The organism is Halomonas heilongjiangensis (genome assembly GCF_002879645.1).
Lineage (GTDB): Bacteria > Pseudomonadota > Gammaproteobacteria > Pseudomonadales > Halomonadaceae > Halomonas > Halomonas heilongjiangensis.
Genome location: NZ_PNRE01000007.1, coordinates 1 through 25,979 on the forward strand (window position 1 = coordinate 1; position 25,979 = coordinate 25,979).

Below are 25,979 nucleotides of genomic sequence, written 5' to 3' on the forward strand. Positions count from 1 at the left end.
CCGCCATGGGCGTTCATGTGATCGCCCCGGGTCAGGATGACATGATCGCCGGGCTCGGCAATGCCTTTCTCCACCAGCAGCGCCAGCGCCCGGTCGTTGACCTCGGTGGCGCTCATCTCGCTGGTGTCGAAGGGCAGCGAGACCACCCCGCGATAGAGCGCCATGCGCCGCTGGGCGATGGGGCTGTGGCCGAGGCCGACGATCGGCAGCCCCGAGCGGATCCGCGAGGCGATCAGCGGCGTGTAGCCGGAGGCGGTCATGCAGGCGATGGCGGCCACCCCGGCGAGGTGGTTGGCGGCGTACATCGCCGACAGGGCGATGGTCTCGTCGATCTGGGTGAAGCCCTCGTGGATGCGGTGCCCCGACTCCTGGGCGATGCGCTCGCGCTCGGCGCCCAGGCAGACCCGGTCCATGGCCTCGATGGTCTCCACCGGGAAGTCGCCGGCGGCGGTCTCGGCCGAGAGCATCACCGCGTCGGTGCCGTCGAGCACGGCGTTGGCCACGTCGAACACCTCGGCGCGGGTCGGCAACGGCGACTCGATCATCGATTCCATCATCTGGGTGGCGGTGATCACCGCGCGGTTGAGCGCCCGGGCGCGCTTGATGATGCGCTTCTGGATGCCGATCAGCTGGGCATCGCCGATCTCCACGCCGAGGTCGCCGCGGGCCACCATCACCGCCTCGCTGGCCTCGATGATGCCGTCGAGCGTCGCCTCGTCGGCGACGGCCTCGGCGCGCTCGAGCTTGGCGACCAGGCCGATCTCCTTGCCCGCCTCGCCCAGTAACGCCCGGGCCTCGCGCATGTCGGCGGCGCTGCGCGGGAAGGACACCGCCAGGTAGTCGACGCCGATGTCGATGGCGGTCTCGAGGTCGGCGCGATCCTTGTCGGTGAGCGCCGGGGCCGAGAGGCCGCCGCCCTGCTTGTTGATGCCCTTGTTGTTGGAGAGCCGGCCGCCGACCACCACCGAGGTGTGGATCAGGTGGTCGGCGACGCGGTTGACGTCGAGCACCAGGCGGCCGTCGTCGAGCAGCAGGCGGTCGCCGGGAACGACGTCATCGGCCAGGGTCTTGTAGTCGCAGCCGACCCGGGTGGCGTCGCCGGCGTTGGCGTCGAGGGCCATGTCGAGGACGAAGGGCTGGCCCTCCTCGAGGTCGACGGCGCCGTCGCGGAAGCGGGCGATGCGGATCTTGGGCCCCTGCAGGTCGCCGAGGGCGGCGACGCTGCGGCCCAGGCGCGCGGCGATCTCGCGCACCGCGGTGAGGCGGCGGCGATGGTCGTCGGCACTGCCGTGGGAGAAATTGAGGCGCACCACGTCGACGCCGGCGGCGATCATCGCCTCCAGCACGCCGTCGCGGTCGCTGGCCGGGCCCAGGGTGGCGACGATCTTGGTGCGGCGGATGGGATCGTGGATCGGGGCGTGGGGGGGAAGCGTCATGGTGTCCTCGGCAAGACCAGAATGGCACGGAAATCGTTGACGTTGGTGCGGGTCGGCCCGGTGACGATCAGATCGTCGAGGGCCTCGAAGAAAGTATACGCGTCATTGCGTGACAGATGAGCAACCGGGTCAAGCCCCGCCGCCCTGGCACGGTGCCAGTCGCCAGGACCGAAGAGCGCCCCGGCGTTGTCCTCGGAGCCATCGATGCCGTCGGTGTCGATGGCCAGCGCGTGGATCCCCTCGGCGCCCTGCAGGGTCGCGAAGAGCCCCAGCAGATACTCGACGTTGCGCCCGCCGCGGCCGTCGCCCCACACCGTGACGCTGGTCTCGCCGCCGGAGAGCAGCAGCAGCGGCCGGGCGATCTCGTCCCGGGCCGCCAGCGCCATCCGCCCCTGGGCGCGGCCGAGCTCGCGGGCCTCGCCCTCCAGGTCGTCACCCAGCAGCCGCACCTCGATGCCGCAGCGCTCGGCGGCCACCCGGGCGGCCTGCAGGGCATCGCGGGCCCGGGCCAGCACCCGCGAGGCATCCCGGGCAAATCCCGGGGCATGCAGCGCCGCGGCACCGTCGTCGCCGAGCAGGTGACGGCGTATGGCATCCGGCAGGGCGATGGCATGGCGCGCGAGAATCGCCAGGGCATCCGCCGGGGTCGAGGCGTCCGGCAGGGTCGGCCCGGAGGCCACCAGGGTCGGGTCGTCACCGGGAACATCCGAGATCAGCCAGGTCAGCACCCGCGCCGGATGGGCCGCCGCGGCCAGACGCCCCCCCTTGATCGCCGAGAGGTGGCGACGCACGGTGTTGATCTCGCGGATCGGTGCCCCGCAGCGCAGCAACTCGCGGTTGATCGCCTGCTTCTCGGCCAGGCTGATGCCCGGTGCCGGCAGGCTCATCAACGCCGAACCTCCGCCGGAGATCAGCGCGATGACGAGGTCGTCCTCGCCGAGCCCGGACACGGCCTCGAGCATGCGCCTGGCGGCCTGGGTGCCGAGTTCGTCGGGCATGGGGTGCGAGGCTTCCAGCACCTCGATGTGCCGGCATGGAGCGCCATGGCCGTATCGTGTGACCACCACCCCCTCCAGGGGCGCCTCGGGCTGGCGCTCCTGCCAGGCTCGCTCGAGGGCGGCGGCCATGGCCGCGGCGGCCTTGCCGGCCCCCACCACGACGGTGCGTCCCGGTGGCGGCTCGGGCAGGGCCTCGGGCGACAGGGCATCGGGGTGAACGGCGGCGATGGCCGTCTCGGCCAGTTGCCTGAGCCAGGCGCGCGGGGCCAGCGCGTCGCCGCGGGGCCCTGGCGTGAAGGCCCCAGGGTCGCCAGACGCTGGCGCCAGGGCCCGGTTGGGAGAATTCGCGGACATCGGGTACTCCTCGCCGCCTCCGGCAGCAACAGGAAGGAAAGGGGTAACAAGCAGAGGGAGACAAAAGGACCCGGCGGCGGGCGGGGTTCCAGAAGGAAAACCCGCCGCCGGGCAAGGCCACCTCGCGGTGGCCGGGGCAGACGACGACCCGACGCCTGCCCCCAGGGAGCAGTCACCTCCCCCGTTTTTCGCCGACCAAGCACGAAGGCCGGCGAAAAACCTCTTCGGCCGTGAAACCACCCGCCGTGCCGCGATGGTTCCACGCGCCCTCAAGGATGGCTCAGGGCGGTTCGCCCGTTCAGGAGCCGACCTCGTGGTCGGCCAGCGCCTCCAGCGCGCGCAGGATGCCGGCGTGATCCCAGTCGGCGCCGCCGTGGGCCACGCAGGCCTGGAACAGCTGCTGGGCGTTGGCGGTGCCGGGCAGCGCCAGGTTCAGGCTGCGCGCCCCTTCCAGCGCCAGGTTGAGATCCTTCTGGTGCAGGCGGATCTTGAATCCCGGGTCGAAGGTACGCTGGATCATGCGCTCGCCGTGGACGTCGAGAATCTTCGACTGCGCCAGGCCACCGAGCAGCGACTCCCGCACCTTGGCCACGTCGGCCCCGGCCCGGGAGGCGAACAGCAGGCCCTCGGCCACCGCCTCGATGGTCAGGGCAACCACGATCTGGTTGGCGACCTTGCAGGTCTGGCCGGCGCCATGACCCCCGATGTGGGTGATGGTCTTGCCCATGATCTCGAGCAGCGGCAGGGCACGCTTGAACCCCTCCTCGGTGGCCCCGACCATGATGGTCAGGGCGGCGTTGATCGCGCCGCCCTCGCCGCCGGAGACCGGGGCGTCGACGTATTCGCCGCCGGCATCGGTGATACGCTCGGCGAACGCCTGGGTGGCGATCGGGGCGATGGAGCTCATGTCGATGACCAGGGTGCCGGGCTTGAGTCCCTCGACCACCCCGCCCTCGCCGAACAGCACCTGCTCGACGTCGGGGGTGTCCGGGACCATGGTGATGATCACCTCGCTGGCCTCGGCGACCGCCCGGGGATCGTCAAGCTCCTCGATGCCCTTTGACGCCAGCGTCTCGTCGAGCTTGCCACGCTTGACGGTGGCGAGCTGGTGGCCGGCGTCCAGCAGATGCCCCGCCATGGGGCGGCCCATGATACCCAGGCCGATGAAACCGATCTTGCTCATGATGTCTCTCCTCTTGTCTTGCTTGTCGTTGCGCCTCGATGCGGCTTTTTCGTGGCATACGCCTGCGGCATGGCCCCTTTGGGGTCAGACCCCAACCAAGCCGCCAGGCCTGTCATGGTGCACGTTTCAGGCAGTGACTCTCTCCGCCGGGGTCTGACCCCAAAGGGACCGCCAGCGTTGGAGAGCCCCTCAGAGCGTCTTCAGCCTCTCGCCTCGTCCAGCCAGCCCAGCCCCTCGCGGGTGGTGGTCTTCGGCTTGTATTCGCAACCGATCCATCCCTGATAGCCCAACCGATCGAGATGGGCGAACAGGAAGGGGTAATTGATCTCGCCGGTGCCGGGTTCGTGGCGGCCGGGATTGTCGGCGAGTTGCACATGGGCGATGCGATCCAGGTGCTTCTCGATGGTCGGCGCCAGGTCGCCCTCCATGATCTGCATATGGTAGATGTCGTACTGCAGCTTGAGGTTCTGGCTGCCCACCTCATCGAAGATCGCCAGCGCCTGCTCGGTGCGATTGAGGAAGAACCCCGGGATATCGCGGGTATTGATCGGCTCGGCGAGCAGCAGGATACCGGCGGCCTCGAGCTTGTTGGCGGCGAAGCGCAGGTTCTCCACCAGGGTCTGGCGCGCCTGGTCGATGCCGACGCCCTGAGGCTGGATGCCGGCCAGGCAGTTGACCTGCTTGCAGCCCAGCGCCGTGGCGTACTCGATGGCGCGCTCCACGCCCTCGCGGAACTCCTCGACGCGGTCCGGGTGGCAGGCGATACCGCGCTCGCCGGCGCCCCAGTCACCGGCCGGCAGGTTGTGCAGCACCTGGGTCAGGCCGTGCGCATCGAGCTTCGCCTTGATCTCGGCCGGGGCATGGTCGTAGGGAAAGAGGTACTCCACGCCCTTGAAGCCGGCCTTGGCGGCGGCCTCGAAGCGGTCGAGGAAGTCCACCTCGGTGAACAGCATGCTGAGGTTGGCGGCAAACTTGGGCATATCGAACTCCTTTGGGTCGTTTCCAGGGCTATCGCGGTTAACGTCACGGTGCTCAGGTAGCGGGGCTGATCCGCTGCCAGGCCTGCGCGGAGGCGCTGTAAACCCTTCCCTGGGCGCTACTTTTTCCTTCCCTGGAAAAAGACCTCCGCTTCGACCTGCCCGCGGCGCCCCTCGACGTGTCTTGGCTGCGATTACCCTGAGGTCGTTGCGGGGAGCGGTCGACGCCGCTCCCTCCGTCGTTGATCGTTGCCGTCAGGTCAGGGCGGCGATGGAGGTCGGCGCGTCGGTGACGTTCTCGGCCAGGGCCTCGAACTCGTTGACGCCGTCCAGGTCGGTGCCCATGGCGATGTTGGTCACCCGCTCGAGGATCACCTCGACCACCACCGGCACCTGGTACTCGCGCATCAGCTCCCGGGCCCGCTCGAAGGCCGGGCCGATCTCCTCGGGCTTGGTGACCCGCAGTGCCTTGCAGCCCAGGCCCTCGACCACCGAGAGGTGATCGACCCCGTAGTCGTTGATCTCCGGGCAGTTGATGTTCTCGAACGACAGCTGCACGCAGTAGTCCATGTCGAAGCCGCGCTGGGCCTGGCGGATCAACCCCAGGTAGGAGTTGTTCACCAGTACGTGCAGGTAGGGCAGCTTGAACTGGGCACCGGCGGCCAGTTCCTCGACCATGAACTGGAAGTCGTAGTCCCCGGAGAGCGCCACGATCTCGGCGTCCGGATCGGCGCGGCGCACACCCAGCGCCGCCGGAATGGTCCAGCCCAGCGGGCCGGCCTGACCGCAGTTGATCCAGTGACGTGGCTTGTAGACGTGCAGGAACTGGGCCCCGGCGATCTGCGACAGACCGATGGTGCTGACGTAGCGGGCATTCTTGCCGAAGACCCGGTTCATCTCCTCGTAGACCCGCTGCGGCTTGACCGGCACCTCGTCGAAATGGGTCTTGCGCAACAGGGTGCGCTTGCGCTCCTGGCACTCCTCGGCCCAGGTATCGCGGGGCACCAGCCTCCCCGCGGCCTTCAGCTCGCGGGCCACCTCGATGAACAGGTCGAGTGCCGCCCCGGCATCGGACACGATGCCGTAGTCGGGCCCGAAGACCCGGCCGATCTGGGTGGGCTCGATGTCCACATGGACGAACTTGCGCCCCTGGGTGTAGGTCTCCACCGAGCCGGTGTGGCGGTTGGCCCAGCGGTTGCCGATCCCCATCACGAAGTCCGAGGCGAGCAGCGTGGCGTTGCCGTAGCGGTGCGAGGTCTGCAGCCCGACCATGCCCGCCATCAGCGGATGGTCGTCGGGAATGGTGCCCCAGCCCATCAGCGTCGGGATCACCGGCACCCCGGTGAGCTCGGCGAACTCGACGAGCTTGTCCGCGGCATCGGCGTTGATGATGCCGCCGCCGGCCACGATCAACGGCCGTTCGGCCTCGTTGAGCATGGCGATCGCCTTCTCGGCCTGGGCCCGGGTCGCGGCGGGCTTGTAGGCCGGCAGCGGTTCGTAGGTGTCGGGGTCGAACTCGATCTCGCTCATCTGCACGTCGATGGGCAGGTCGATCAGCACCGGGCCGGGGCGAGCGCTGCGCATCAGATGGAAGGCGTGCTGGAAGGCCCGCGGCACCTGGGCCGGCTCCAGCACGGTCACCGCCCACTTGGTGACCGGCCCGGCGATGGCCTGGATGTCGACCGCCTGGAAGTCCTCCTTGTGCAGCCGGGCACGGGGCGCCTGGCCGGTGATGCAGAGGATCGGGATCGAGTCGCCGGAGGCGGAATAGAGCCCGGTGATCATGTCGGTGCCGGCGGGACCGGAGGTGCCGATGCACACCCCGATGTTGCCGGCCTCGGTGCGGGTATACCCCTCGGCCATGTGCGAGGCTCCCTCGACGTGGCGGGCCAGGACGTGGTCGATGCCACCGATCTTGCGCATGGCGGCATAGAAGGGATTGATGGCGGCGCCGGGCACTCCGAAGGCGACATCGACGCCCTCCTTCCTGAGCACGTGAACGGCGGCCTCTGCGGCGGTCATGCGAGCCATGGGGATTCCTCCTGTGAGTGGCCTTGTTCTTGTAGAGAGTTGTTCTTGGAAAATATTTCTGTATACGAGACTAGGACCGCTCGGAAGAGGCGTCAACATTTACTGGAAAATATTTTCATAAAATTTCTTGAGCACAAAAAAACCCAAGCAATATCAATTGCCTGGGTTAGTTAGCCTGCGAAAAATCTGACCGATCGGTCAAACCGGAGAGCGCCAACCCTCCCTGCGCCCCTTGCGACGGGTCAGTTCAGGTCCAGCTCCACCTCCCCGATGCCGGTGAAGCCCTCGTCACTGGCGCGGATCCGTCCATTGATCATCTACACCGGCCGCTGTGCCGGCCGCAATGCTCTGCTCTCGGGTCACGGCTCAGAACCCCTTGGCGGCGCCGCGGGGCCGGGCCGGCTGCGGCTTGTCGCACTTGAGAAACTGCCCATGCCCCGGGTCGACGGTGGGCTCGCCGTCACGGGAGACCACCCGGCCGCGGCACAGGGTCAGTACCGGCCGGCCGGTGAGTTCCAGCCCCTCGTAGGGGGTGTAGTCCACCGCATGGTGCAGGGCCGCGTTGCGCACCGTCAGGGCCGCGCGGGGGTCCCAGAGGGTCAGGTCGGCGTCACTGCCGATGGCGATGGTGCCCTTGCGCGGGTAGAGGCCGTAGATCTTGGCCGGATTGGTGGCGGTCAGGGCCACGAAGCGGGTGGCGTCGATGCGCTCCTTGAGTACGCCTTCGGAGAAGAGGATCGGCAGCCGCGTTTCCAGTCCCGGGATGCCGTTGGGAATATGGTGGAAGTCGGCGTCCTCGCCGTGCAGCTTCTTGCCCTTGGGGTCGTCGTAGCGGAAGGGGGCGTGATCCGAGGAGAAGACCTGGAAGACGCCGTTCTCCAGGGCCTGCCACACCGCCTCTTGGGCCTTGGGATCCCGAGGCGGCGGGCTGCACACGCACTTGGCGCCCTCGAAGCCCTCCTTGTCCAGGTCGGCGGCGGTGAGCATCAGGTACTGGGGGCAGGTCTCGCCGTAGACCCGCAGGCCGCGGCCCTGGGCCCAGCGGATCTGCTCGATGGCCTCGGGGCCGGAGACATGCACGATCAGGATCGGCACATCGATCAGCTCGGCGAGCGAGATGGCGCGGTGGGTGGCCTCGCGCTCGGCGATCGCCGAGTGGGCCTCGCCGTGGTAGCGCGGGGCGGTCTTGCCCTGGGCCTCCAGCAGCTCGGTGAGATAGGCGATGCAGTCAGCGTTCTCGGCGTGGATCATCACCATGCCCCCCTCGCGGCGGGCCATGGCCAGCACCTCCAGCACCTCCCGATCATTGAGCTTGAGGTCGTCGTAGGTGAGGTAGATCTTGAAGGAGCTGTAGCCCTCCCGGATCAGCGCCGGCAGTTCCTCCTTGAGCACCGTCTCGGTGGGGTCGGTGACGATCATGTGGAAGGCGTAGTCGATGGACGCCTTGCCGTCGCTGCGGCGGTGGTAGTCCTCCACCGCGGCGCGCAGGCTCTGACCCTTCTGCTGGGCGGCGAAGGGAATCACCGTGGTGGTGCCGCCACAGGCCGCCGAGCGGGTGCCGGTCTCGAAATCGTCGGCCATCACGGCGCCGTCGCCGAGCGGCTGGTCCAGGTGGCAGTGGGCGTCGATGCCGCCGGGCATCACCCAGAGGCCGGCGGCGTCGATCACCTCCTCGGCGCCCGACAGGCCCTGGCCGAGGGCGACGATGCGCCCCTCCTTGATGCCGATATCGGCGTGGTAGCGGTCGGCGGCGGTGATGATCAGCGCGTTCTTGATCAGCGTATCGAAGTGACTCATGGAATAGTCCTTGCGGTTTCGAAGGGCGTTCAGCCCATGGCATTGGGCAGCCACATCACCAGGCCGGGCCAGGCGATGATGGCGAAGACGAAGGCCAGCATGATGGCGAAGAAGGGCAGGCTGCCGATCATCACATCGGAGATGGAGCCGCGCCCGCGCACCCCCTGCACCACGTAGAGGTTCATGCCGATGGGCGGGGTGATCAGCGAGATCTCCATCATCACCACCAGGAAGATGCCGAACCACACCGGGTCGAAGCCGAAGCTCACCACCATGGGCACCACGATTGGCACGGTGGCGATCATCATCGACAGGGTCTCCAGGAAGCAGCCCAGCACCAGGTAGAAGAGCACCAGCGCCAGGATCAGCCCCAGGGGCGTCAGGCCCAGCTCCATGACCCACTGGGTCAGGGCCGCGGGCACGCCGAGGATGCCCACCACATAGTTCATGAAGAAGGCGGCGATGATGATCAGCAGGATCATCGCCGTGGTGCGGGCCATGGAGAGGAAGCACTCGTGCAGCATGGTGAGGCTCAGCTTGCGGTTGAGGGCCGCCAGCCCCAGCGCCGCCACCACCCCCAGGGCCGCCGCCTCGGTGGGGGTGGCCCAGCCCGAGTAGATGCTGCCGATGACGATGGCGAAGACCCCCGCCGGCGGCAGCAGGTCCACCAGGGAGGCGAGACGCTCGCGCAGCGGCACCGGCGACTCGCCCTGCCCCGCCACTCCGGGGCGCAGCAGGCTATAGGCCATGATCGCCAGCATGAAACTGCCGGCCAGCATCAGGCCCGGAAGTATCCCGGCGATGAACAGCTTGCCGATGGAGGTATTGGTGATGGCGCCATAGATGATCATGTTGATGCTGGGCGGGATCAGGATGCCCAGGGTGGCCCCGGCGGCCAGGGTGCCCAGCGCCAGGCGCTCGCAGTAGCCCCGCTCGTTCAGGGCCGGCAGCGCCACCGTGCCCACGGTGGCGGCGGTAGCCACCGAGGAGCCGGACATGGCGGCGAACACCGTGGAGGCGCCGATGTTGGTATGCAGCAGGCTGCCCGGCAGGCGGTTGAGCCACACCGACAGGGCGCTGTACATGCGCTCGGTCACCCCGCTGCGCAGCAGCAGCTCCCCCAGCAGGATAAACAGCGGAATCGCCGTCAGCAGGAAGCTGTTGAGGGTGCTCCACAGCTTGTCGCCGAAGGAGAAGAGCACCGGGGTACCGAGAAACATCAGGGTGCCGAGGGCGGCCACGCCGAAGATGGCCACCGCCACATGGATGCCGATGGCCATCAGCCCCAGCATCAGAAAGAAACCGATCAGGACGTCGCTGGGACCGATCATAAGGGCTGCTCCTCGGGTGAGCGGGAGGGGGCGGCGGTATACTCCTGGCGGGCCTCGTCTAGCTCGTCCTCGGTGGTACGCGGCCCGAACTCACGGTTGACGGCCTCGCCGCGGCCGGCCAGCGTCAGCCACAGGGCGCGCCCCGCGAAGCACAGCGCCAGCAGCGCGAAGAGCCCGAGACCGGCCACCCAGAGTGCCTGGGGAATCCATAACGGGGTCTGCAAGGGAGTGCTGGCGCGACTGCCGAACTCCAGGGTCTCGCCCAGGGTCGCGATCCCACGCCAGGCCATGAAGCCGGCCAGGGCCGCCAGGGCCAGCATGGCGGCGAGGTTCAAGGGAACGCGCAGCGGCGCCGGCAGCCGCTCCAGCAGCACATCGACCCGGGTGTGGGCCCGCTGCAGCAGGGCATGGGCGAAGCTGAAGGCGACGCCGATGGCCAGCACATAACCACCGATCTCGTCGACCCCCTGCAGGGAGAAACGGAAGAACTTGCGAGCGATCACCTCGAAGGTGATCAGCGCCGACAGGCCGAGAGCGGCGTAGCCGGCGATCAGGGCGCCGGCGGTCACGAGCCTGTCGATACCAGCCGTGATGCGTCGTTGCATGGCTTGGCCTCCTCTGATGGGCGGGTGCCACGGCCCCCGCCACTGGCCTGCTTACCGGGACTGGATGGTGTAACCGGCGCTGGCGCCGACGGTCTGGTTCCAGATCTCGCCGCAACCGTCGTACTGCTGTTCGCAGCTCTCGGCCCAGACCGGCAGCACGGCGCGATCGGTCACTTCGCGGATCAGGGCCCCGGAGTCGCCGTTCAGCTCCACCAGGGTCATGTCATAGGCGGTATGCTGCTCACACTCGGGCTGGCCGGTATTGCAGGCGATGGCATCGTCATTGACCTCGTAGGCCACGCGCCACATCTGCTCCTCCATCTCGGCGAAGGCCGCGGTGAGTTCCTGCTGCTGGGCTTCGTCGAGGCGATTCCAGGTGTCCAGGTTCATGAAGTGCCCCTGGACCGAGTAGGAGAGCGGCAGCGGCATGAAGTGGCTGGTCACCTCCGGCCACTTGCCGTTGTTGCCGGCGGTAGGGGCGGTCACGGCGCAGTCGGCCACACCCCGCTGCAGGGCCATGTAGACCTCGCTGAACTGCAGGGTCACCGGGGTAGCGCCCAGGCCCTCCACCAGCCGCGACATGGAGGGGGTGAAGACCCGCACCCGCTTGCCGTCCAGGTCGTCGACGCCGCCGATCTCGGCGTTGCAGTAGAGCATCTGGGGGCCGAAGGGCCAGAGGGTCATCAGCTTGGCGTTGAAGCGCTCCTGGAGCCGCTCGTCGAAGCGCTCGCGGATGGCGTCCACGGCGGCCCGCTGCTCGTCCAGGTTCTGGGAGACCCCGGCCAGGTCGATGCCCTCGAAGAAGGGATCGTCCCGGGAGGCCATGCCGATCTGTACCGACATCACGTCGAAGGTCCCGGAGCGCACCCGGCGCAGGGCATCCGCCGCATCCACCCCGATGCTGTCCATGGTGTTGTAGGTGACCCGCATGTCCTCCCGGGCATCGAGGGCCTCGAAGAAGGGGCGTTCCACCTCCTCCACATGGATGCGGTTGCCGGAGTAGTTGCCCACCACCCGCAGATTGATCTCGGCGGCCTGCACCGCCCCGCCGATGCCGATTCCACCCACCAGCAGGGAGAGCAGGGCCGCCTGTCGCATCATCTTGTTGGTCATAGTCGCCACCTCGTTTTCAGTCGGTTTGTTGTTGTGAATCAACGGCTCGAGAGAGGGATCAGGCAAGGCTCAGGCCCGCAGGCGCGGATCCTGGAAGAGACCGCCCCAGCCGTGGATGGCGGCGGGGTCCTGCCCCGCCAGTTGCAGGCACTTCCACACCGTGACGCTCACCGAGTCGTAGATGGGAATGCCCAGCTCCTGCTCCAGGGCCGGCACGATGCCGGCACCGCGCAGGTTGGTGCAGAGGATGGCGAGCGCCTGAGGCTCGCTCCTGGCCACGTCGCGTACCAGTTCCGCCAGGGTCTGCTCGTCATATTCCGAGAAGGAGAAGTTGCCGCGGTCATTGAGGTGCCGTTCGGCCACCACCTCGACGCCCTCGGCGGCATAGTTGGCGACGATGGCCGCCTGGATGTCATCGAGATAGGGCGTCACCAGCCCCAGCCGGGTCACCCCGGTGCGCGCCAGGATCTCGTTGAGGGCCAGCACGCTGCTGGTGGCCGGCACCCCGGTCGTCTCGGTGATGGCGGCGCACAGTTGGCGGTCGGTCTCGAACCCGAGCCAGCTCGCCGAGGTGCCGTTCCAGGCGATCACGTCCATGCGGGCGTCGTCGAGCAGCCGTGCCGCCTCCAGTTGGGGCGTCGGATCGAACTGGGCCAGGGCCCGGTCGCTGAGCGAGATCTCCTTGACGGTAAAGCGCTGGAAATGGGCCGTGACCCGGGGAAAGAGCTCATGCAGCAGGGCCGCGGTGTAGGGCTCGAGCACGGTATTGGAGGAGGGCGTCAGCATGCCCAACAGGGTGCGATTCATGGCTGGCTCCGAGGCTGTTGTTAATATTCTGTATACTGTATTTCGTACCAAGGCAGGATCGCACAGCGCCGAGATTTTGCAAGCCACACCCACCACTTGGCCATGAAATACACGTGAAATTAAAGGTCATATCATTGATTTAAAATGATAAAATAAAATACAGTATTCTATGTTTTGTATTTTCTATGGACTTGAACTAAGGTTCAGACAGTCGCCCACGTCGAGACTGGGGCGCTCACTGACCCGCTCGTGGAAAGAGGACACCCGCATGACAACAACAAACCGCCTTGCTTGCCGTTCCGCCGCCCTGCTGCTGGCCCTGGGCCTGTGCACACCCCTGCTGGCCGGCGCCGAGACCCTGCGCTTCAGCGGCAACTTCCCCGATGACCACTCCAGCAGCCGCGCCATGGAGATCTTCCAGGATGCCCTCGCCGAGCGCAGCGATGGCGACCTGACCGCCCAGCTGTTCCCCAACATGCAGCTGGGCGGCGCCAGCGAGAACGTCGATCAGGTCTCAACCGGTTCCGTCGCCGGCACCTGGGTCGGCATCGCCTACCTGTCGCGGACCGTACCCGAACTGGAGGCGCTCAGCCTGCCCTTCGCCTTCGCCAGCCGCGAGGACGCCTTCAGCCTGATCGATGGCGAAATCGGCGCGCTGCTCGACGAGAAACTGGCCGAGAAGGGCTTCGTGGCGCTGGGCTACATGGAGCTGGGCTTCCGCCATGTGACCAACAGCCAGCGACCGATCGAGACCATCGAGGACTTCCGGGGCCTGAAGGTCCGCCTGCAGCCCAACCAGACCCACCTGGACACTTTCCGCGCCATCGGCGCCAGCCCGGTCTCCATGGACATCAATGAGGTCTATGGCGCCCTGCAGCAGGGGGTGCTGGATGGTCAGGAGAACCCCTACAGCATCATCAGCACCCGGCGCCTGGATGAGGTACAGGGCCACCTCTCCGACACCGGGCACTTCTATGACTTCATCGTGGTACTGGCCAACCGCAACGTCTTCAATCGCCTGAGCGATGAACAGCAGCAGGCAGTGCGTGACGCCATGGCCGATGCGGTGGCCTGGCAACGCCAGACCGCCGCCGAGGAGGACGAAACGGCCCGGACGACCCTGATCGAGCGCGGCATGCAATTCACCCCGATCAGCGACGAGACCCGCGCCGCCCTGCGCGAGGCGAGCCGGGACGTGGTGGATGACCTGCGCAACAAGATCGGCACCGAGATCGTCGACCGGGTGCTCGAGGAGCTCGCGTCATGACACCCGTTTGGCACCAGCTGGAGGCGCACGCCTCCAGCCCGGTCAAGCGACACTTCCTGCATGGCCTGGCGCTGCTCGACCGGTCCTCCTACTACGCCATCCTGGTGGCCATGGGCATGATGACGCTGCTGGTCTCGGCCCAGGTGTTCACCCGCTATGCGCTGTCCAGCTCCATCGACTCCGCCGACGAGCTCTCCCGACTGTTCTTCGTCTGGGCGATCTTCCTGGCCATCCCTCACGGCATCAAGGTGGGCATCCATGTGGGCATCGACGCCCTCGTCTCCTACCTGCCCAAGAGGCTACAGCAGCGCCTGGCGCAACTGATGGCCTGGATCGGCGCCGCCATGATGGCGGGGCTGTTCTGGGTCAGCCTGGGCGCGGTGGCCAGCAAGTGGCAGGAGCTGATGCCCACCCTGCCGATCACCGCCGCCGTCTTCTATATCGCCGTGCTGGTGTGTGCCGGTCATAGCTGCCTGCACCTGGTGGCCCAGGCCCTGCGCCTGGAGCCGCTCCCCAGCGCCCCGCCCCACCGTGGAGGGCTGCCCTCATGACGCCTGCCATCATCTTCACCTTCCTGGGCTTCGCCCTGCTGCGCATGCCCCTGGCGTTCGCCCTGGGCCTGGCCTCCCTGGTGGGCCTCTATGTGGGCGGCATGGACTTATCGGTGCTCCCTCAGCGCATGATGCACTCGGTCAACAGCTTCCCGCTGATGGCCATTCCGCTGTTCATGCTGGCCGGCGAGCTGATGGTGGCCGCCGGCATCCTGCAGCGCCTGGTGGACTTCGCCAACTCGCTGATCGGTCGCGTACATGGCGGCCTGGCCCATGTGGCCATCGTCGCCGGCATGGTGCTGGCGGCGGTGAGCGGGGCCGCCGTGGCCAGCGCCAGCGCCCTGGGCAGCTCGCTCGTACCCTCCATGCGCCAGCAGTACGGCACCGGCTACAGCAGTGCCGTGGTGGCCTCCGCCGCCAACCTGGGCGCCATCATCCCGCCCAGCAACGCCATGATCGTCTACGCCCTGATGGCCGGCTCCTCGGTCTCGGTGGGCGGACTCTTCATGGCCGGGGTGGTGCCGGGCATCATCCTCGCCCTGGGATTCATGGGACTGGCCAGCTTTATCGCCATGCGCCGTCGCTACCCGCTGGGCGCCGAGGGCGTGATCGGCCTCAAGCACGTGCTGGTGCAGACCTGGCGCGCCCTGCCGATTCTCCTGATGCCCATCGTGGTGGTGGGGGGCATCGTCGGTGGTGCCTTCACCCCCACCGAGGGGGCCGCCATCGCCGTGGTCTATGCGCTGTTCATCGGCTTCTTCGTGACCCGCCAGTTGCGTATCAGCGACCTGCCCAAGGCGATGTTCAATGCCGCGGTCACCGCCGCCATGGTGGGCGCCCTGATCGCCTTCGCCTCCACCATGACCTTCGCCTTCACCCTCGACCTGATTCCCATGCAGCTGACCAACTGGCTCAAGGACTTCACCCAGGATCCGCTGGTGTTCCTGCTGCTGGTGATGGCACTGCTGATCGGGGTAGGCATGTTCATCGAGTCCAACGCCGCCTACATCATGCTGGTCCCGCTGCTGGCCCCCATCGCCCTGGCCTATGGCATCGACCCGTTGCTGTTCGGCTTCCTGTTCGTGATGAACCTGGTGGTGGGAATGATGACACCGCCGGTGGGGGTCCTGCTGTTCGTGATGTGCGGCATTTCCAAGATCAGCCTCAACGAGCTGATGAGGAGTGCCTGGCCCTTCATCGCCTTCCAGTATGCGGTGCTGATCGCCTGTATCGCCTTCCCCGGCATCGTCACCTGGCTGCCGCGGGCCCTGGGATACTGACCGCCTCCTCCGGCCCCGCTCGAACGGGTGCCGGAGACTCGTTCCTTCATAGCGCCGCGGGCCGCCCCGTCGCGACCACAATAAGTGAGTACGCCATGAAACTACTGGTCATCAACCCCAACATCTCCACTGATGTCACCGCCCTGATCGAGCGCGAAGCCCGCCGCAGCACCCGCCCCGGCACCGAGCTGAGCATGGCCACCGCCCCCTTCGGCGTGGCCTATATCGAGACCCGGGCCGAGGCCCAGATCGGCGGCTATGCCGCCATGCAGCTGGCCGCCGAGCGCTATGCCGATCACGACGCCGTGGTGGTGGCCGCCTTCGGCGACCCGGGGCTGACCGCCCTGCGCGAGATCCTGCCGATCCCGGTAGTGGGTATGACCGAGGCGGCCCTGGTCAGCGCCTGCCAGCAGGGAGGCCGCTTCTCGGTGATCGCCATCTCTCAGCGTATCCAGGCCTGGTACCGGGAAACCATCGCCGCCTACGGATTCGCCGATCGCCTGGCCAGCATCCGTGCCCTCGACGAGCCCCTGGCCCATATCGGCCGGGTACAGGAGGATCAGGGCGAGCGCCTGGTGGCTCTGGCCGAGCGGGCGGTACTGGACGACGGCGCCGATGTCCTGATTCTCGCCGGCGCCCCCCTGGCCGGCCTGGCCCGTGACGTGGCAGAGCGTCTGCAGGTACCGGCGCTCGACGGCGTCACCTGCGCCCTGCATCAGGCCCAGGCCCTGGTCGACCTGGGGACGACGGCGCCCTCCGCAGGCAGCTTCGCCGCCCCGCCCTGCAAGCCCTGCCGGGGCCTGCCCGAGACGCTGGCAAGGCTGGTAGGTCGCCAGGACCTGGTAAATCGCACCTGACTGGACTTCCCTCGTGTCAGCGGGAGAATGGAACCATCCGGCCAAGAGGAGATGCCCATGAGTACGGATTCCCCTGCGAGCGTTGCTCGCATCACTGCACCGACCCTGGCGGAAGAAGCCTATCAAGCCCTGCATCGACTCATCGTGCGCGGTCAACTACCCCCTGGGGAACTCCTTCAGGAGCCCACGCTATGCGCTCAGTTGGGCATCTCCCGCACCCCGTTGCGGGAGGCCCTCAAGCGCCTGTCCAGCGAGGGGCTGGTGGTCATGCCGCGCAATCGCCGGGCCCGGGTCGCCCCCATCGATGCCCAGGAGCTGGAACACCTCTTCGAGGTGGAGGCCGGATTGGAAAGCCTGGCCGCCGGCCTGGCGGCCAGCCGCATGACCAACACCGAATTCAAGCGCCTGGAGACCTTGCAGGAGCGCCTCGAACGACTGTTGGCCAAGGGCGATCGTAACGCCTATTTCGAGCTCAACCAGCGCATCCATGGATTGATCGTGGCCGGTGCCAAGAATCCCGTACTGGAGGAGACCCACCGCAGCCTGCTGGGCAGGCTGGAGCGAGCCCGCTACCTGGCCCTCGACCGTCTGGGCCGTTGGCAGGAGTCCACCAGCGAACACCGTGAGATCCTCGACGCCCTCAAGGCCCGGGACAGCGACCGAGCCCAGCGCCTGTTGGCCGACCATGTCCGGCACACCGGCGATGCCATCGCCGCCATCAATCGTCCCCACCCGTGACACCATGCGAAGGGGCCCTCCATATGGAGGGCCCCTTTTTATCGAGTCATCGAGCTCGGTACCTGGGGCGTTCGGGTCAAGGCATTCACGCCAGGGTCACCCTCACCGCCAGCGGATGCTCGTCGCAGTTGTTGCCCTCCCCACCGCGATCGACGACCAGGAACTCGCCTTCCCGCTCCAGCACCGACTGGATGGCGTGCCAGGTGCCGGCGCGGTAGTTGACTCCCTGACGGCCGTCGGTGACGAAGGCACGCACCTCGGCGGGATCGATCTGATCGCCCGGCGGCGCCACCACGATCACGAAGCGCTCCTCGTGCAGCGGCATGAAGGCCTGGCTGCCGAGGGGGTGCCGCTCGAGGAAATCGAGTTCCAGCGGCAACTCGACGGGCTGGCTGACGAAGATGCTGATCAGCGCCCTCGCCTCCCCGCCCAGCGTCTCCACCCTGGCCAGGTCGTGGTAACGCCGGGTGCGCCCGGCGTTGATGGGAAACCAGTCGGTCGTGCGCGTGTCGATGACGTCGCCGAAGGGAGTAAAGGCCTCCGGCGTCAGCGGTGCGGCTTTCAGTTCCAGCATGATCGTCTCCTCAGCGCGGGCCCACGCCACCCAGCTTCATATGGCGGTTCACATCCTTGTAGAGCAGATAGCGGAACGGCCCCGGCCCGCCGGCGTAGCAGGCCTGGGGACAGAAGGCCCGCAGCCACATGAAGTCGCCGGCCTCGACCTCGACCCAGTCCTGGTTGAGGTGATAGACCGCCTTGCCCTCGAGCACGTAGAGGCCGTGCTCCATGACGTGGGTCTCGTCGAAGGGGATCACCGCGCCGGGCTGGAAGGTGACGATGTTGACGTGCATGTCGTGGCGCACGTCGGCCGGATCGACGAAGCGGGTGGTGGCCCAGCGCTCGTCGGTATCAGGCATCGGGGTCGGGGCGATGTCGTTCTCGTTGACCACGAAGGCCTCGGGCACCTCGACGCCGTCCACGGCTTCGTAGGCCTTGCGCACCCAGTGGAAGCGCACCGCTGAGTCCGCCTCGTTGCGTACCCGCCAGTCGCTGCCCGGCGGGATGAAGGCGTAACCGCCCGGGGTCATGCGATAACGTTCGCCGGCAAGGGTCAGGGTCATCTCGCCCTCCACCACGAACAGCACCCCCTCGGCGGCGGGGTCGAGCTCGGGTCGGTCGCTGCCGCCCCCCGGGGAGACCTCCATGATGTACTGGGAGAAGGTCTCGGCGAAGCCGGAGAGCGGGCGTGCCAGTACCCATAGCCGGGTGGCGTCCCAGAACGGCAGGTTGCTGGTGACGATGTCGCCGAACACCCCCTTGGGAATGACGGCGTAGGCCTCGGTGAATACCGCCCGATCCGAGAGCAGCTGGGTCTGGGGCGGATGCCCCCCGGTGGGAGCGTAGTAGTTTCTTGTCGTCATGATGCTCTCCTTCATATGCACCTCTGACCTTACGACAGGCCAAAAAAACCGTAGTGATCCTGCTTGTGAAACTAACGTCTCAGGAGTACGGTGTCTAGAAACTTTCGTTTCATGCGCAAGCCAGGATCGAGCCCAGCCATGAATCCTCGACGCTTATCCGGGGCAGTGACGTGGTCCGGAGCAGGAACCACCAGCAGCGGGACCAGCCTCTCAGGGCGACGACAGTTCGTCGAGCCGGTCATAGAGCTCGCTCACCGCATCGATGCGGGCGCGCCCCTGGGCGAGCCGGTGGTGCAGGACCCCGTTGGCCAGCAGGCTGATCAGGCTCATGGCACTGGCATAGCTGTCGAAGGCGGAGACGCTGTCGATCGGGCACTCCAACCACCAGTCCACCTGCTCGGCGTAGCCACCGGCCGTGGCGTCGGCGATCAGCAGCACACGACACGGCATCGACGCCAGCTCCTGCACCAGGGCATCGAACCCGCTCGGGCGGCGACGAAAGCCGAACAGCACGACCAGGTCGTCTTCGCCCAGTTCCACCAGCTCCTCGGCCAGCGACTGGTTGGGCTCGGGGGCGAGGCTGACCCCACTGCGCGCCTGGATCAGCTGCTGTCGAAAGTGGATGGCCAGCGGGTAGCTGTTGCGAAAGCCGACGAGCACCACCCGGCGCGCGCTGTCCAGCCTCGCCACGACGGCTTCGAAGGTCTGCGGCTCGATGCCCTCCAGGGCGCTGCGCAGGTTCTGCCGCTCTCGCTCGTGGTGGCGCTTGAATCGCTCCCCGTTGCCCGCCACGGCCTCGGGGTCGGTGACCAGCGGCACGCCCTGGCTGCGCAACTCGCGCGCATGGCGCTTCACGGCCTGGAAACTCTCGAACCCGAGACGCTTGAACAGGCGGCTGACCGTGGACTTGGAGACGCCCGTCAAGCGGGAGAGGTCGGCGGCACTGTAGACCGCCAGGTCATCGAAGTGGTCGAGGATGAAGGCCGCCACCCGCTGTTCCTGGGCGGTCAGGTCGGCATACTGCGCCGAGATTCGCTGGCCGATGTGCGGCCTCATGCCGGTCTGTTGCGTCCGCAAGTAAAACTCTCCCCCTGTTCCGGGCGCCGGGGCAAGATCGCCCCGTCAGGCGCCACTCGTATCACCAAGCCAGTCGACGCCCCCCCTAGGCGGAATCCCCATCGACGGATGGCCGCCCCAGGCAACTTCCCCCCGGCCTCGATCCTTCCCGCGGCGCCAACCGCGGCCGGGGCGCTTCGGCGCCGCTCCACTATAGCGACATCGCCAACAACAACGCGAGGCACCCCATGTCCCACCCCTCCGAGACTACCCAGACCACCAGCGCCAAGCGGCGCCATTGGCAGATCCCGCATATCTACGTCATCCTGTTCGTCTTCATCGCCATCGCGGCGGTGGCGACCCACTTCGTGCCGGCCGGCGAGTTCGAGCGGATCCCCGGCCCCGCGGGGCGCATCACCATCGATGCCGAGTCCTTCCAGTTCGTCGAGCCCAACCCGACCGGCATCGTCGACTTCATGCTGGCGATACCCAATGGCCTGATGAGCGCCGGCGAGGTGGTGTTCTTCACCTTCATGATCGGCGGCATGTTCATGGTGCTGCGGCGCACCGGCATCATCGAGATCGGCGTCGACAAGCTCAGCCGCCAGTTTGCCGGCCGAAGCCTGCTGATGATCCCGGTGCTGATGACGGTGTTCGCCGTGGTCGCCACCATCATCGGTACCCAGGAGCTGGCGCTGGTCTACGTGCCCGTCATCTTGCCGCTGATGATCGCCCTGCGCTTCGACTCGGTGACCGCCGCCGCCGTGGCGTTGTGCGCCACCACCGCGGGCTTCACCACCGGCATCCTCAACCCGATCAATACCGGGCTCGGCCAGCAACTCTCCAACCTGCCGCTCTATTCCGGCTTCGGCCTGCGGGCCACCGCCTTCGTGGTCGTGCTCGGCGCCGGCATCTACTTCGTCATGCGCTATGCCCGCAGGGTCCAGGCCAGCCCCGAGCTGAGCCTGATGGCCGGTGACGCAGACGAGGCCGAGAAGCGCGCGCTCTATCAGCATGCCACCGACGAAGGCGCCCTGATGGCCAACGGCCGCCAGAAGCTGGCTGCGATCGCCACCTTCGCCTTCTTCGGCCTGCTGGTCTACGGCGTACTGCGCCAGGGCTGGTTCATGATGGAGATGGCCGGCCTGTTCATCGTCATGGGCATCGTCGTCGGCCTGATCGCCGGGCTGACCACCGAGAGCATCTGCGAGGCCTTCAACAAGGGCTTCCGCGACGTGCTGGTCGGCGCCATGATCGCCGGGGTGGCCCGCGGGGTGGCCGTGGTGCTCGAGGATGGCCAGATCATGGATACCCTCGTCTTCGGCCTCGGGAATCTCGTTGGTGAGCTGCCCACCCTGCTGTCGGCCATCGGCATGTACTTCGCCCAGCTGGCCTTCAACTTCGTGGTGCCCTCCGGCAGCGGCCAGGCGCTGGTCACCATGCCGATCATGGCGCCGCTCTCCGATATCATCGGCGTGACTCGCCAGACCGCGGTGCTGGCCTACCAGCTCGGCGACGGCATGGGCAACATCCTGTACCCCACCTCCGGCTACTTCATGGCCACCCTGGCCATCGCCGGGGTGCCCTGGCAGAAGTGGGTGAAGTTCTTCTTCCCGCTGTTCTGCGTCTGGGTACTGATCGCCCTGGGCTTCCTGGCCTTCGCCCAGGCCACCCAGTGGGTCGGCTGATCGGCTGAGCGCCGTCCCGCCCCCCCACCAGGCCCCGCCCGGCATTGCCGGGCGGGGCCTGCTCGTCTTCCAGGGCGATATCATTCCCTGAGCCTCAGCGTGCCGGCGCCGGGTGGTGTTCGGCCCAGTGGCGGGCGATGTCCACACGGCGGGTCACCCAGACCCGGTCGTGGGCCTCGATATGGTCGAGGAAGCGCTGCAGGGCGCGGAAGCGGCCCGGGCGGCCGATGAGCCGGCAGTGCAGGCCCACCGAGAGCATCTTCGGCGATTCCTCGCCTTCGGCATAGAGCACGTCGAAGGCGTCGCGCAGGTAGGTGAAGAAGTGGTCCGCGGTGTTGAAGCCCTGGGGGGCGGCGAAGCGCATGTCGTTGCTGTCCAGGGTGTAGGGCACCACCAGGTGGTCATGCTCGCGACCCTGGCTGTCCGCCTCGCGGGTCCAGAACGGCAGGTCGTCGCCGTAGTAGTCGCTGTCGTAGAGGAAGCCGCCCTCGTCGAGCACCAGGCGGCGGGTATTGGGGCTGTCGCGCCCGGTGTACCAGCCCAGCGGCTTCTCGCCATAGAGGCGCTGGAAGATCGCCATGGCACGCTGCAGGTGCTCGCGCTCCACCGCCTCCGACACCTCCTGGTAATGGATCCAGCGGTAGCCATGGCAGGCGATCTCGTGGCCCAGCTCCTTGAAGGCGTGGGCCACCTCGGGATGACGCTCCAGGGCCATGGCCACCCCGAACACGGTCAGCGGCAGGCCACGGCGCTCGAATTCCCGCAGGATACGCCAGACCCCGGCCCGCGAGCCGTACTCGTAGATCGATTCCATGCTCAGGTGGCGGTCGGGAAACGCCGGAGCCCCGATGATCTCGGAGAGGAACTGCTCGGAGCCGGCGTCACCGTGCAGCACGCAATTCTCGCCGCCCTCCTCGTAGTTGAGCACGAACTGCACGGCGATCCTCGCCCTGCCCGGCCAGTTGGCATGGGGCGGCGTGCGGCCATAGCCGACCAGGTCACGGGGATAGTCAGAAGAAGCAGGCTGGGTCATGGCGTAATTTCCTGATTGTTATGGGCACCCGGCATGAGCGATCGGTGCGACACCGCGTGGACGGCTGCCTGGCGCATCACCAGGTCTCGGCACAGCCACTCTCGGGGTACCGCCACCCACCGCACTGGCGCACGAGGGTAGCGGGCAAGGAATTTATGTATACAAGAAAAAGATAGGGTGTGTTCAATGCGACTGCAACCCCCTTTCTGACTTTTCCTGCCATCGGTGCCCGGGGATGCCGCTCCAGAGACGATGCAAGGCCGTCGAGACCCCGCCGGAGAGTGAGGCGGACCAAAGTGTATACAATAATGAGATATAATTGTCGCCACAAGAGGGGTGGAATCAGGCTAGCGACCATCGTCTAGCAGGTCGCCCCGGCCGAAAGGAACTGGAAATACACCACAACCATTTGTTTACAAACAGATATTTCTTCACCTGGCGCGTCTGGCGCTACGACTTGCGGATAAAACAAAAGCCATCTATTTTGTGTACAAAGACATTTTACGTTGTTCACAAGACATACAAGAGAGCCAACGCCATGCATATCCGCGTCATCAACCCCAACACCACCGCCGGGATGACGGCGACGATCGGCGAGGCAGCACGCCGCATCGCCGCGCCGGGCACCCATATCTCGGCGACCCAGCCCGACGCCGGGCCGGTCTCCATCGAGAGCCACTTCGACGAGGCGATCAGCGCCGTGGGCGTCCTCGAGGAGGTGCTGGCCGGGGAGCGCGAGGGCGTCGATGCCTACGTGATCGCCTGTTTCGGCGATCCGGGGTTGATGGCGGCCCGCGAGCTGACCCGGGCCCCGGTGCTCGGCATCGCCGAGGCCGCCTTCCATATGGCCAGCCTGATCAGCACTCGTTTCTCCATCGTCACCACCCTGGGGCGTACCGGCATCATCGCCGAGCACCTGCTCGAGCAGTACGGCTTCCGTCACCACTGTCGCCGGGTGCGGGCCGCGGAGATCCCGGTGCTGGACCTGGAAGAGAACGGCGACGCCGCACTCAGCCGCCTCATCGGCGAATGCCGACGGGCCCGTGACGAGGACGGTATCGGCGCCATCGTGCTGGGCTGTGGCGGCATGGCCGACCTCACCGACGAGATCGCCCGGGAAGTGGGCCTGCCGGTGGTGGAGGGCGTCACCGCCGCGGTGAAACTGACCGAGGCGCTGGTAGGACTGGGGCTCGGCACCAGCAAGCATGGCGACCTGGCCTTCCCGCGTCCCAAGGCCTTCACCGGGCGCTTCGCCCACCTTTCGGAGCTGACCCCACGACGCTGACCGGGCAAGGCAGCCCCAACGACACAACGACAAACCGAAGCCACAGAGCACGCCGCAAGCAACCCCTCCCGGGCCGTCGCCCGCCGGGGCATAACCACAACATCGAGCAACGACTTGCGAGGACAACACCATGAGCCATCCCAATCCGCACTCCACGACGGCCGATACCGACTTGCCGGTAGCCGGCCGGGCCGTCGGCCATGACGGCACCAAGGCCCCCGGGGACGAGTCGCTCGCCCCCCAGCAGACCCGCATCATGGGACGCACCTCCTACTTCCTGGCCTGGTTCGGTGGCTGTGTCTCGATCGGCACCTTCGCCATGGGCTCCAGCGTGGTCGGCACGCTGAACCTGATCCAGGCCACCCTGGCCATCGCCATCGGCTGCTTCGTGATCGGCATCGCGCTCGCCATCAATGGTGCCGCCGGCTACAAGTACGGCATCCCCTTCATGGTCCAGGCGCGCAGCGCCTTCGGCTTCGCCGGTACCCGCATCCCGGGACTGGTACGCGCCGTGCCGGCCATCGTCTGGTACGGCTTCCAGAGCTGGATCGGTGCCGGCGCCCTGAACATGGTCTCGGCGACGCTGTTCGGCTTCGACAACCTGGTGTTCTACTTCATCACCTTCCAGTTCCTGCAGATCGGCCTGTCGGTGATGGGCTTCCAGGGCATCAAGTGGCTGGAGAACATCGGCAGCGCCTTCATTCTCGCCTCGCTGACCTACATGTTCTATGCCACGGTGCAGCGCTACGGCGACGAGCTGTCGGCCAACCTGCTGACCATGGAAGGCTCCTGGGGCCTGCCCTTCTGGGGCGCCACCATGCTGTTCCTGGGCATCTACAGCACCATGATGCTCAACGTCAGTGACTACTCCCGTGAGCACAAGCACGGCACCGGCCCCGGCATCCTGACCACCATCTATGCCATGTCGATCCTGCCCTGCACCCTGTTCATGGGCCTGATCGGTTTCATGGTCTCCGAGGCCACCGGCACCGCCGACCCCATCCAGGTATTCGCCAACGCCGTCGACAACACCCCGCTGCTGATGACCACCCTGCTGTTCATCGCCTTCGCCCAGGTCACCACCAACGTGCTCAATAACGTGGTGCCGCCGACCTACGTGCTGATGGACGTGTTCAAGATGAAGTTCCCGATCGCCACCGTGATCGTCGGCCTGCTGGCCTTCGCCACCTTCCCCTGGAAGCTGGTGCAGCCCGAGTCCGCCGCCGGCCTGCAGCTCTTCGTGCAGACCTACTCGGCCTTCCTCGGCCCGATCTTCGCCATCCTGGTGGTCGACTACTACATCATTCGTCGCCGTACCCTGGATCTCGGCAAGCTGTATGACGAGGCCGGCCCCTACCAGGGCGTCAACTACGCCGCCCTGATCGCCACCCTGGTGGGCATCGTCGCCGCCCTGAGCTTCTCCGCGGTGTCCTGGTACGCCAGCCTGATCCCGGCCGGCGTCACCTACTTCCTGCTGATGAAGCACTGGGCCCCCTGCCAGCGCTTCCGTCAGTGATCCCCTGCCCCGTCCGGCGAGTGCCGGGCGGGGGCTATCACCACCCCCATAACCATAACGGTGATGACGATGAAAGAGAGTGATCTGGACATCCAGACCATCGACCCGACCCTGTACAACGAGGACCTGGCCCCGCTCAAGCACAAGGACCGCAACTGGGGCGCCTTCGAGATCTTCAACGTGTGGTCCAACGACATCCAGAGCCTGTTCGGCTATACCCTGGCGGCGTCGCTGTTCCTGGCTTACGGACTCAACGGCTGGGCGGTGATGGCGGCGATCATCCTGGCCGGGGTGATCGTGATGTTCCTGGTCAACCTGACCGGCAAGCCCAGTGTGAAATACGGCATCCCCTTCCCGGTGATGGTGCGCGCCAGCATGGGCGTGCGCGGCGCCAACCTGCCGGCCATGCTGCGCGCCATCATCGGCATCTTCTGGTACGGGGTACAGACCTACTTCGCCTCCACCGCGGTGGCGCTGCTGATCACCGCCTTCTTCGGCGCCGGCGATGGCACGACGTTTCTCGGCCTGTCGGGCGTGGCCTGGGTCTCCTTCGTGATCGTGTGGTTGTTCCAGATCGCGATCTTCTGGCAGGGCATCGACCGCATCAAGCACTTCCTCAACTGGGCCGGCCCGCTGGTCTACGTGGTGATGGTGG

23 protein-coding genes are annotated in these 25,979 nt (G+C 66.9%); 9 read left to right on the top strand and 14 right to left on the bottom strand.

The genetic code is table 11. The annotated features are described in order from the left end of the window. From pyk to C1H66_RS00900, 10 genes are all read right to left on the bottom strand, one after another. Positions 1-1,436, bottom strand: a 1,436-nt coding sequence (gene pyk, locus C1H66_RS00855) for a pyruvate kinase (RefSeq protein ID WP_102626034.1), incomplete at its 3' end; no start/stop codon positions are given. Next, a complete protein-coding gene (locus tag C1H66_RS00860; RefSeq protein ID WP_102626035.1) occupies positions 1,433-2,788 on the bottom strand; it encodes a glycerate kinase type-2 family protein in 1,356 nt (451 codons plus the stop codon). The genes pyk and C1H66_RS00860, both read right to left, overlap by 4 nt. A gap of 298 nt (positions 2,789-3,086) precedes the next feature. After that, positions 3,087-3,971: a 2-hydroxy-3-oxopropionate reductase gene (locus C1H66_RS00865; RefSeq protein ID WP_102626036.1), complete on the bottom strand. Its 885-nt coding sequence runs from the start codon at positions 3,969-3,971 to the stop codon at positions 3,087-3,089. Between the two features lie 200 nt (positions 3,972-4,171). Further along, positions 4,172-4,951, bottom strand: coding sequence for a hydroxypyruvate isomerase (hyi, locus tag C1H66_RS00870; protein ID WP_102626037.1), 780 nt, complete (start codon positions 4,949-4,951; stop codon positions 4,172-4,174). 252 nt (positions 4,952-5,203) lie between these two features. Beyond that, a complete protein-coding gene (gene gcl, locus C1H66_RS00875) occupies positions 5,204-6,979 on the bottom strand; it encodes a glyoxylate carboligase (protein WP_102626038.1) in 1,776 nt (591 codons plus the stop codon). Positions 6,980-7,345: 366 nt separating this feature from the next. Then, positions 7,346-8,776: a dihydropyrimidinase gene (hydA, locus tag C1H66_RS00880; RefSeq protein ID WP_102626039.1), complete on the bottom strand. Its 1,431-nt coding sequence runs from the start codon at positions 8,774-8,776 to the stop codon at positions 7,346-7,348. Between the two features lie 29 nt (positions 8,777-8,805). Continuing rightward, positions 8,806-10,107: a TRAP transporter large permease gene (locus C1H66_RS00885; protein WP_102626040.1), complete on the bottom strand. Its 1,302-nt coding sequence runs from the start codon at positions 10,105-10,107 to the stop codon at positions 8,806-8,808. Then, positions 10,104-10,712 (bottom strand): TRAP transporter small permease subunit, encoded by a 609-nt coding sequence (locus C1H66_RS00890; protein WP_102626041.1) that lies wholly within the window; start codon positions 10,710-10,712, stop codon positions 10,104-10,106. Before C1H66_RS00890 ends, C1H66_RS00885 begins: the two co-directional genes overlap by 4 nt. Before the next feature lie 51 nt (positions 10,713-10,763). Continuing rightward, entirely contained in the window at positions 10,764-11,825 is a 1,062-nt protein-coding gene (locus tag C1H66_RS00895) for a TRAP transporter substrate-binding protein (protein ID WP_205738612.1), read from the bottom strand. 69 nt (positions 11,826-11,894) lie between these two features. Beyond that, the gene (locus tag C1H66_RS00900) at positions 11,895-12,632 is read right to left on the bottom strand and encodes a maleate cis-trans isomerase family protein (RefSeq protein ID WP_102626042.1); all 738 of its coding nucleotides are present in this window, start codon (positions 12,630-12,632) and stop codon (positions 11,895-11,897) included. Positions 12,633-12,900: 268 nt separating this feature from the next. Between C1H66_RS00900 and C1H66_RS00905 the strand changes: the two genes are divergently transcribed. The 5 genes from C1H66_RS00905 to C1H66_RS00925 all read left to right on the top strand — a co-directional run bounded on the left by C1H66_RS00905 (position 12,901) and on the right by C1H66_RS00925 (position 17,325). Further along, positions 12,901-13,899 carry a TRAP transporter substrate-binding protein gene (locus C1H66_RS00905; protein WP_102626043.1) on the top strand — a complete coding sequence of 333 codons (999 nt, stop codon included), beginning with the start codon at positions 12,901-12,903 and terminating at the stop codon, positions 13,897-13,899. Further along, entirely contained in the window at positions 13,896-14,450 is a 555-nt protein-coding gene (locus C1H66_RS00910; RefSeq protein ID WP_102626044.1) for a TRAP transporter small permease, read from the top strand. Before C1H66_RS00905 ends, C1H66_RS00910 begins: the two co-directional genes overlap by 4 nt. After that, positions 14,447-15,730, top strand: a complete 1,284-nt coding sequence (locus tag C1H66_RS00915; protein WP_102626045.1) for a TRAP transporter large permease — start codon at positions 14,447-14,449, stop codon at positions 15,728-15,730. The genes C1H66_RS00910 and C1H66_RS00915 overlap by 4 nt, the downstream gene beginning before the upstream one ends. A gap of 95 nt (positions 15,731-15,825) precedes the next feature. Beyond that, the gene (locus tag C1H66_RS00920) at positions 15,826-16,587 is read left to right on the top strand and encodes an aspartate/glutamate racemase family protein (protein WP_102626046.1); all 762 of its coding nucleotides are present in this window, start codon (positions 15,826-15,828) and stop codon (positions 16,585-16,587) included. A 57-nt stretch (positions 16,588-16,644) separates the two neighbouring features. Then, positions 16,645-17,325, top strand: coding sequence for a GntR family transcriptional regulator (locus C1H66_RS00925; RefSeq protein ID WP_102626047.1), 681 nt, complete (start codon positions 16,645-16,647; stop codon positions 17,323-17,325). Positions 17,326-17,410: 85 nt separating this feature from the next. On the opposite strand, the gene C1H66_RS00930 is transcribed toward C1H66_RS00925, so the two are convergent. The 3 genes from C1H66_RS00930 to C1H66_RS00940 form a co-directional block, all read right to left on the bottom strand. Then, entirely contained in the window at positions 17,411-17,899 is a 489-nt protein-coding gene (locus C1H66_RS00930; RefSeq protein WP_102626048.1) for an ureidoglycolate lyase, read from the bottom strand. Between the two features lie 10 nt (positions 17,900-17,909). Continuing rightward, complete coding sequence (locus C1H66_RS00935) at positions 17,910-18,746, bottom strand: bifunctional allantoicase/(S)-ureidoglycine aminohydrolase (protein WP_102626049.1); 837 nt, start codon at positions 18,744-18,746, stop codon at positions 17,910-17,912. Between the two features lie 210 nt (positions 18,747-18,956). Next, a complete protein-coding gene (locus C1H66_RS00940) occupies positions 18,957-19,823 on the bottom strand; it encodes a MurR/RpiR family transcriptional regulator (RefSeq protein WP_240618176.1) in 867 nt (288 codons plus the stop codon). A gap of 227 nt (positions 19,824-20,050) precedes the next feature. Between C1H66_RS00940 and C1H66_RS00945 the strand changes: the two genes are divergently transcribed. After that, positions 20,051-21,490 carry a YfcC family protein gene (locus C1H66_RS00945; protein WP_102626051.1) on the top strand — a complete coding sequence of 480 codons (1,440 nt, stop codon included), beginning with the start codon at positions 20,051-20,053 and terminating at the stop codon, positions 21,488-21,490. 94 nt (positions 21,491-21,584) lie between these two features. Here C1H66_RS00945 and puuE read toward each other — a convergent pair whose 3' ends face one another. Further along, on the bottom strand, positions 21,585-22,523 hold the full coding sequence (gene puuE, locus C1H66_RS00950; protein ID WP_102626052.1) for an allantoinase PuuE: 939 nt from the start codon (positions 22,521-22,523) through the stop codon (positions 21,585-21,587). Positions 22,524-23,061: 538 nt separating this feature from the next. Here puuE and C1H66_RS00955 point away from each other — a divergent pair. From C1H66_RS00955 to C1H66_RS00965, 3 genes are all read left to right on the top strand, one after another. Continuing rightward, positions 23,062-23,808, top strand: a complete 747-nt coding sequence (locus tag C1H66_RS00955) for an aspartate/glutamate racemase family protein (RefSeq protein WP_102626053.1) — start codon at positions 23,062-23,064, stop codon at positions 23,806-23,808. 130 nt (positions 23,809-23,938) lie between these two features. Next, positions 23,939-25,324: an NCS1 family transporter gene (locus C1H66_RS00960; RefSeq protein ID WP_181423472.1), complete on the top strand. Its 1,386-nt coding sequence runs from the start codon at positions 23,939-23,941 to the stop codon at positions 25,322-25,324. Between the two features lie 69 nt (positions 25,325-25,393). After that, the coding region (locus tag C1H66_RS00965; protein WP_205738613.1) for a cytosine permease at positions 25,394-25,979 on the top strand (586 nt) is incomplete at its 3' end.

Coding starts and splice junctions, on each gene's coding strand:
- C1H66_RS00860 (WP_102626035.1), bottom strand. CDS start 2,788: ATGTCCGCGAATTCTCCCAACCGGGCCCTGGCGCCAGCGTCTGGCGAC.
- C1H66_RS00865 (WP_102626036.1), bottom strand. CDS start 3,971: ATGAGCAAGATCGGTTTCATCGGCCTGGGTATCATGGGCCGCCCCATG.
- hyi (WP_102626037.1), bottom strand. CDS start 4,951: ATGCCCAAGTTTGCCGCCAACCTCAGCATGCTGTTCACCGAGGTGGAC.
- gcl (WP_102626038.1), bottom strand. CDS start 6,979: ATGGCTCGCATGACCGCCGCAGAGGCCGCCGTTCACGTGCTCAGGAAG.
- hydA (WP_102626039.1), bottom strand. CDS start 8,776: ATGAGTCACTTCGATACGCTGATCAAGAACGCGCTGATCATCACCGCC.
- C1H66_RS00885 (WP_102626040.1), bottom strand. CDS start 10,107: ATGATCGGTCCCAGCGACGTCCTGATCGGTTTCTTTCTGATGCTGGGG.
- C1H66_RS00890 (WP_102626041.1), bottom strand. CDS start 10,712: ATGCAACGACGCATCACGGCTGGTATCGACAGGCTCGTGACCGCCGGC.
- C1H66_RS00895 (WP_205738612.1), bottom strand. CDS start 11,825: ATGACCAACAAGATGATGCGACAGGCGGCCCTGCTCTCCCTGCTGGTG.
- C1H66_RS00900 (WP_102626042.1), bottom strand. CDS start 12,632: ATGAATCGCACCCTGTTGGGCATGCTGACGCCCTCCTCCAATACCGTG.
- C1H66_RS00905 (WP_102626043.1), top strand. CDS start 12,901: ATGACAACAACAAACCGCCTTGCTTGCCGTTCCGCCGCCCTGCTGCTG.
- C1H66_RS00910 (WP_102626044.1), top strand. CDS start 13,896: ATGACACCCGTTTGGCACCAGCTGGAGGCGCACGCCTCCAGCCCGGTC.
- C1H66_RS00915 (WP_102626045.1), top strand. CDS start 14,447: ATGACGCCTGCCATCATCTTCACCTTCCTGGGCTTCGCCCTGCTGCGC.
- C1H66_RS00920 (WP_102626046.1), top strand. CDS start 15,826: ATGAAACTACTGGTCATCAACCCCAACATCTCCACTGATGTCACCGCC.
- C1H66_RS00925 (WP_102626047.1), top strand. CDS start 16,645: ATGAGTACGGATTCCCCTGCGAGCGTTGCTCGCATCACTGCACCGACC.
- C1H66_RS00930 (WP_102626048.1), bottom strand. CDS start 17,899: ATGCTGGAACTGAAAGCCGCACCGCTGACGCCGGAGGCCTTTACTCCC.
- C1H66_RS00935 (WP_102626049.1), bottom strand. CDS start 18,746: ATGACGACAAGAAACTACTACGCTCCCACCGGGGGGCATCCGCCCCAG.
- C1H66_RS00945 (WP_102626051.1), top strand. CDS start 20,051: ATGTCCCACCCCTCCGAGACTACCCAGACCACCAGCGCCAAGCGGCGC.
- puuE (WP_102626052.1), bottom strand. CDS start 22,523: ATGACCCAGCCTGCTTCTTCTGACTATCCCCGTGACCTGGTCGGCTAT.
- C1H66_RS00955 (WP_102626053.1), top strand. CDS start 23,062: ATGCATATCCGCGTCATCAACCCCAACACCACCGCCGGGATGACGGCG.
- C1H66_RS00960 (WP_181423472.1), top strand. CDS start 23,939: ATGAGCCATCCCAATCCGCACTCCACGACGGCCGATACCGACTTGCCG.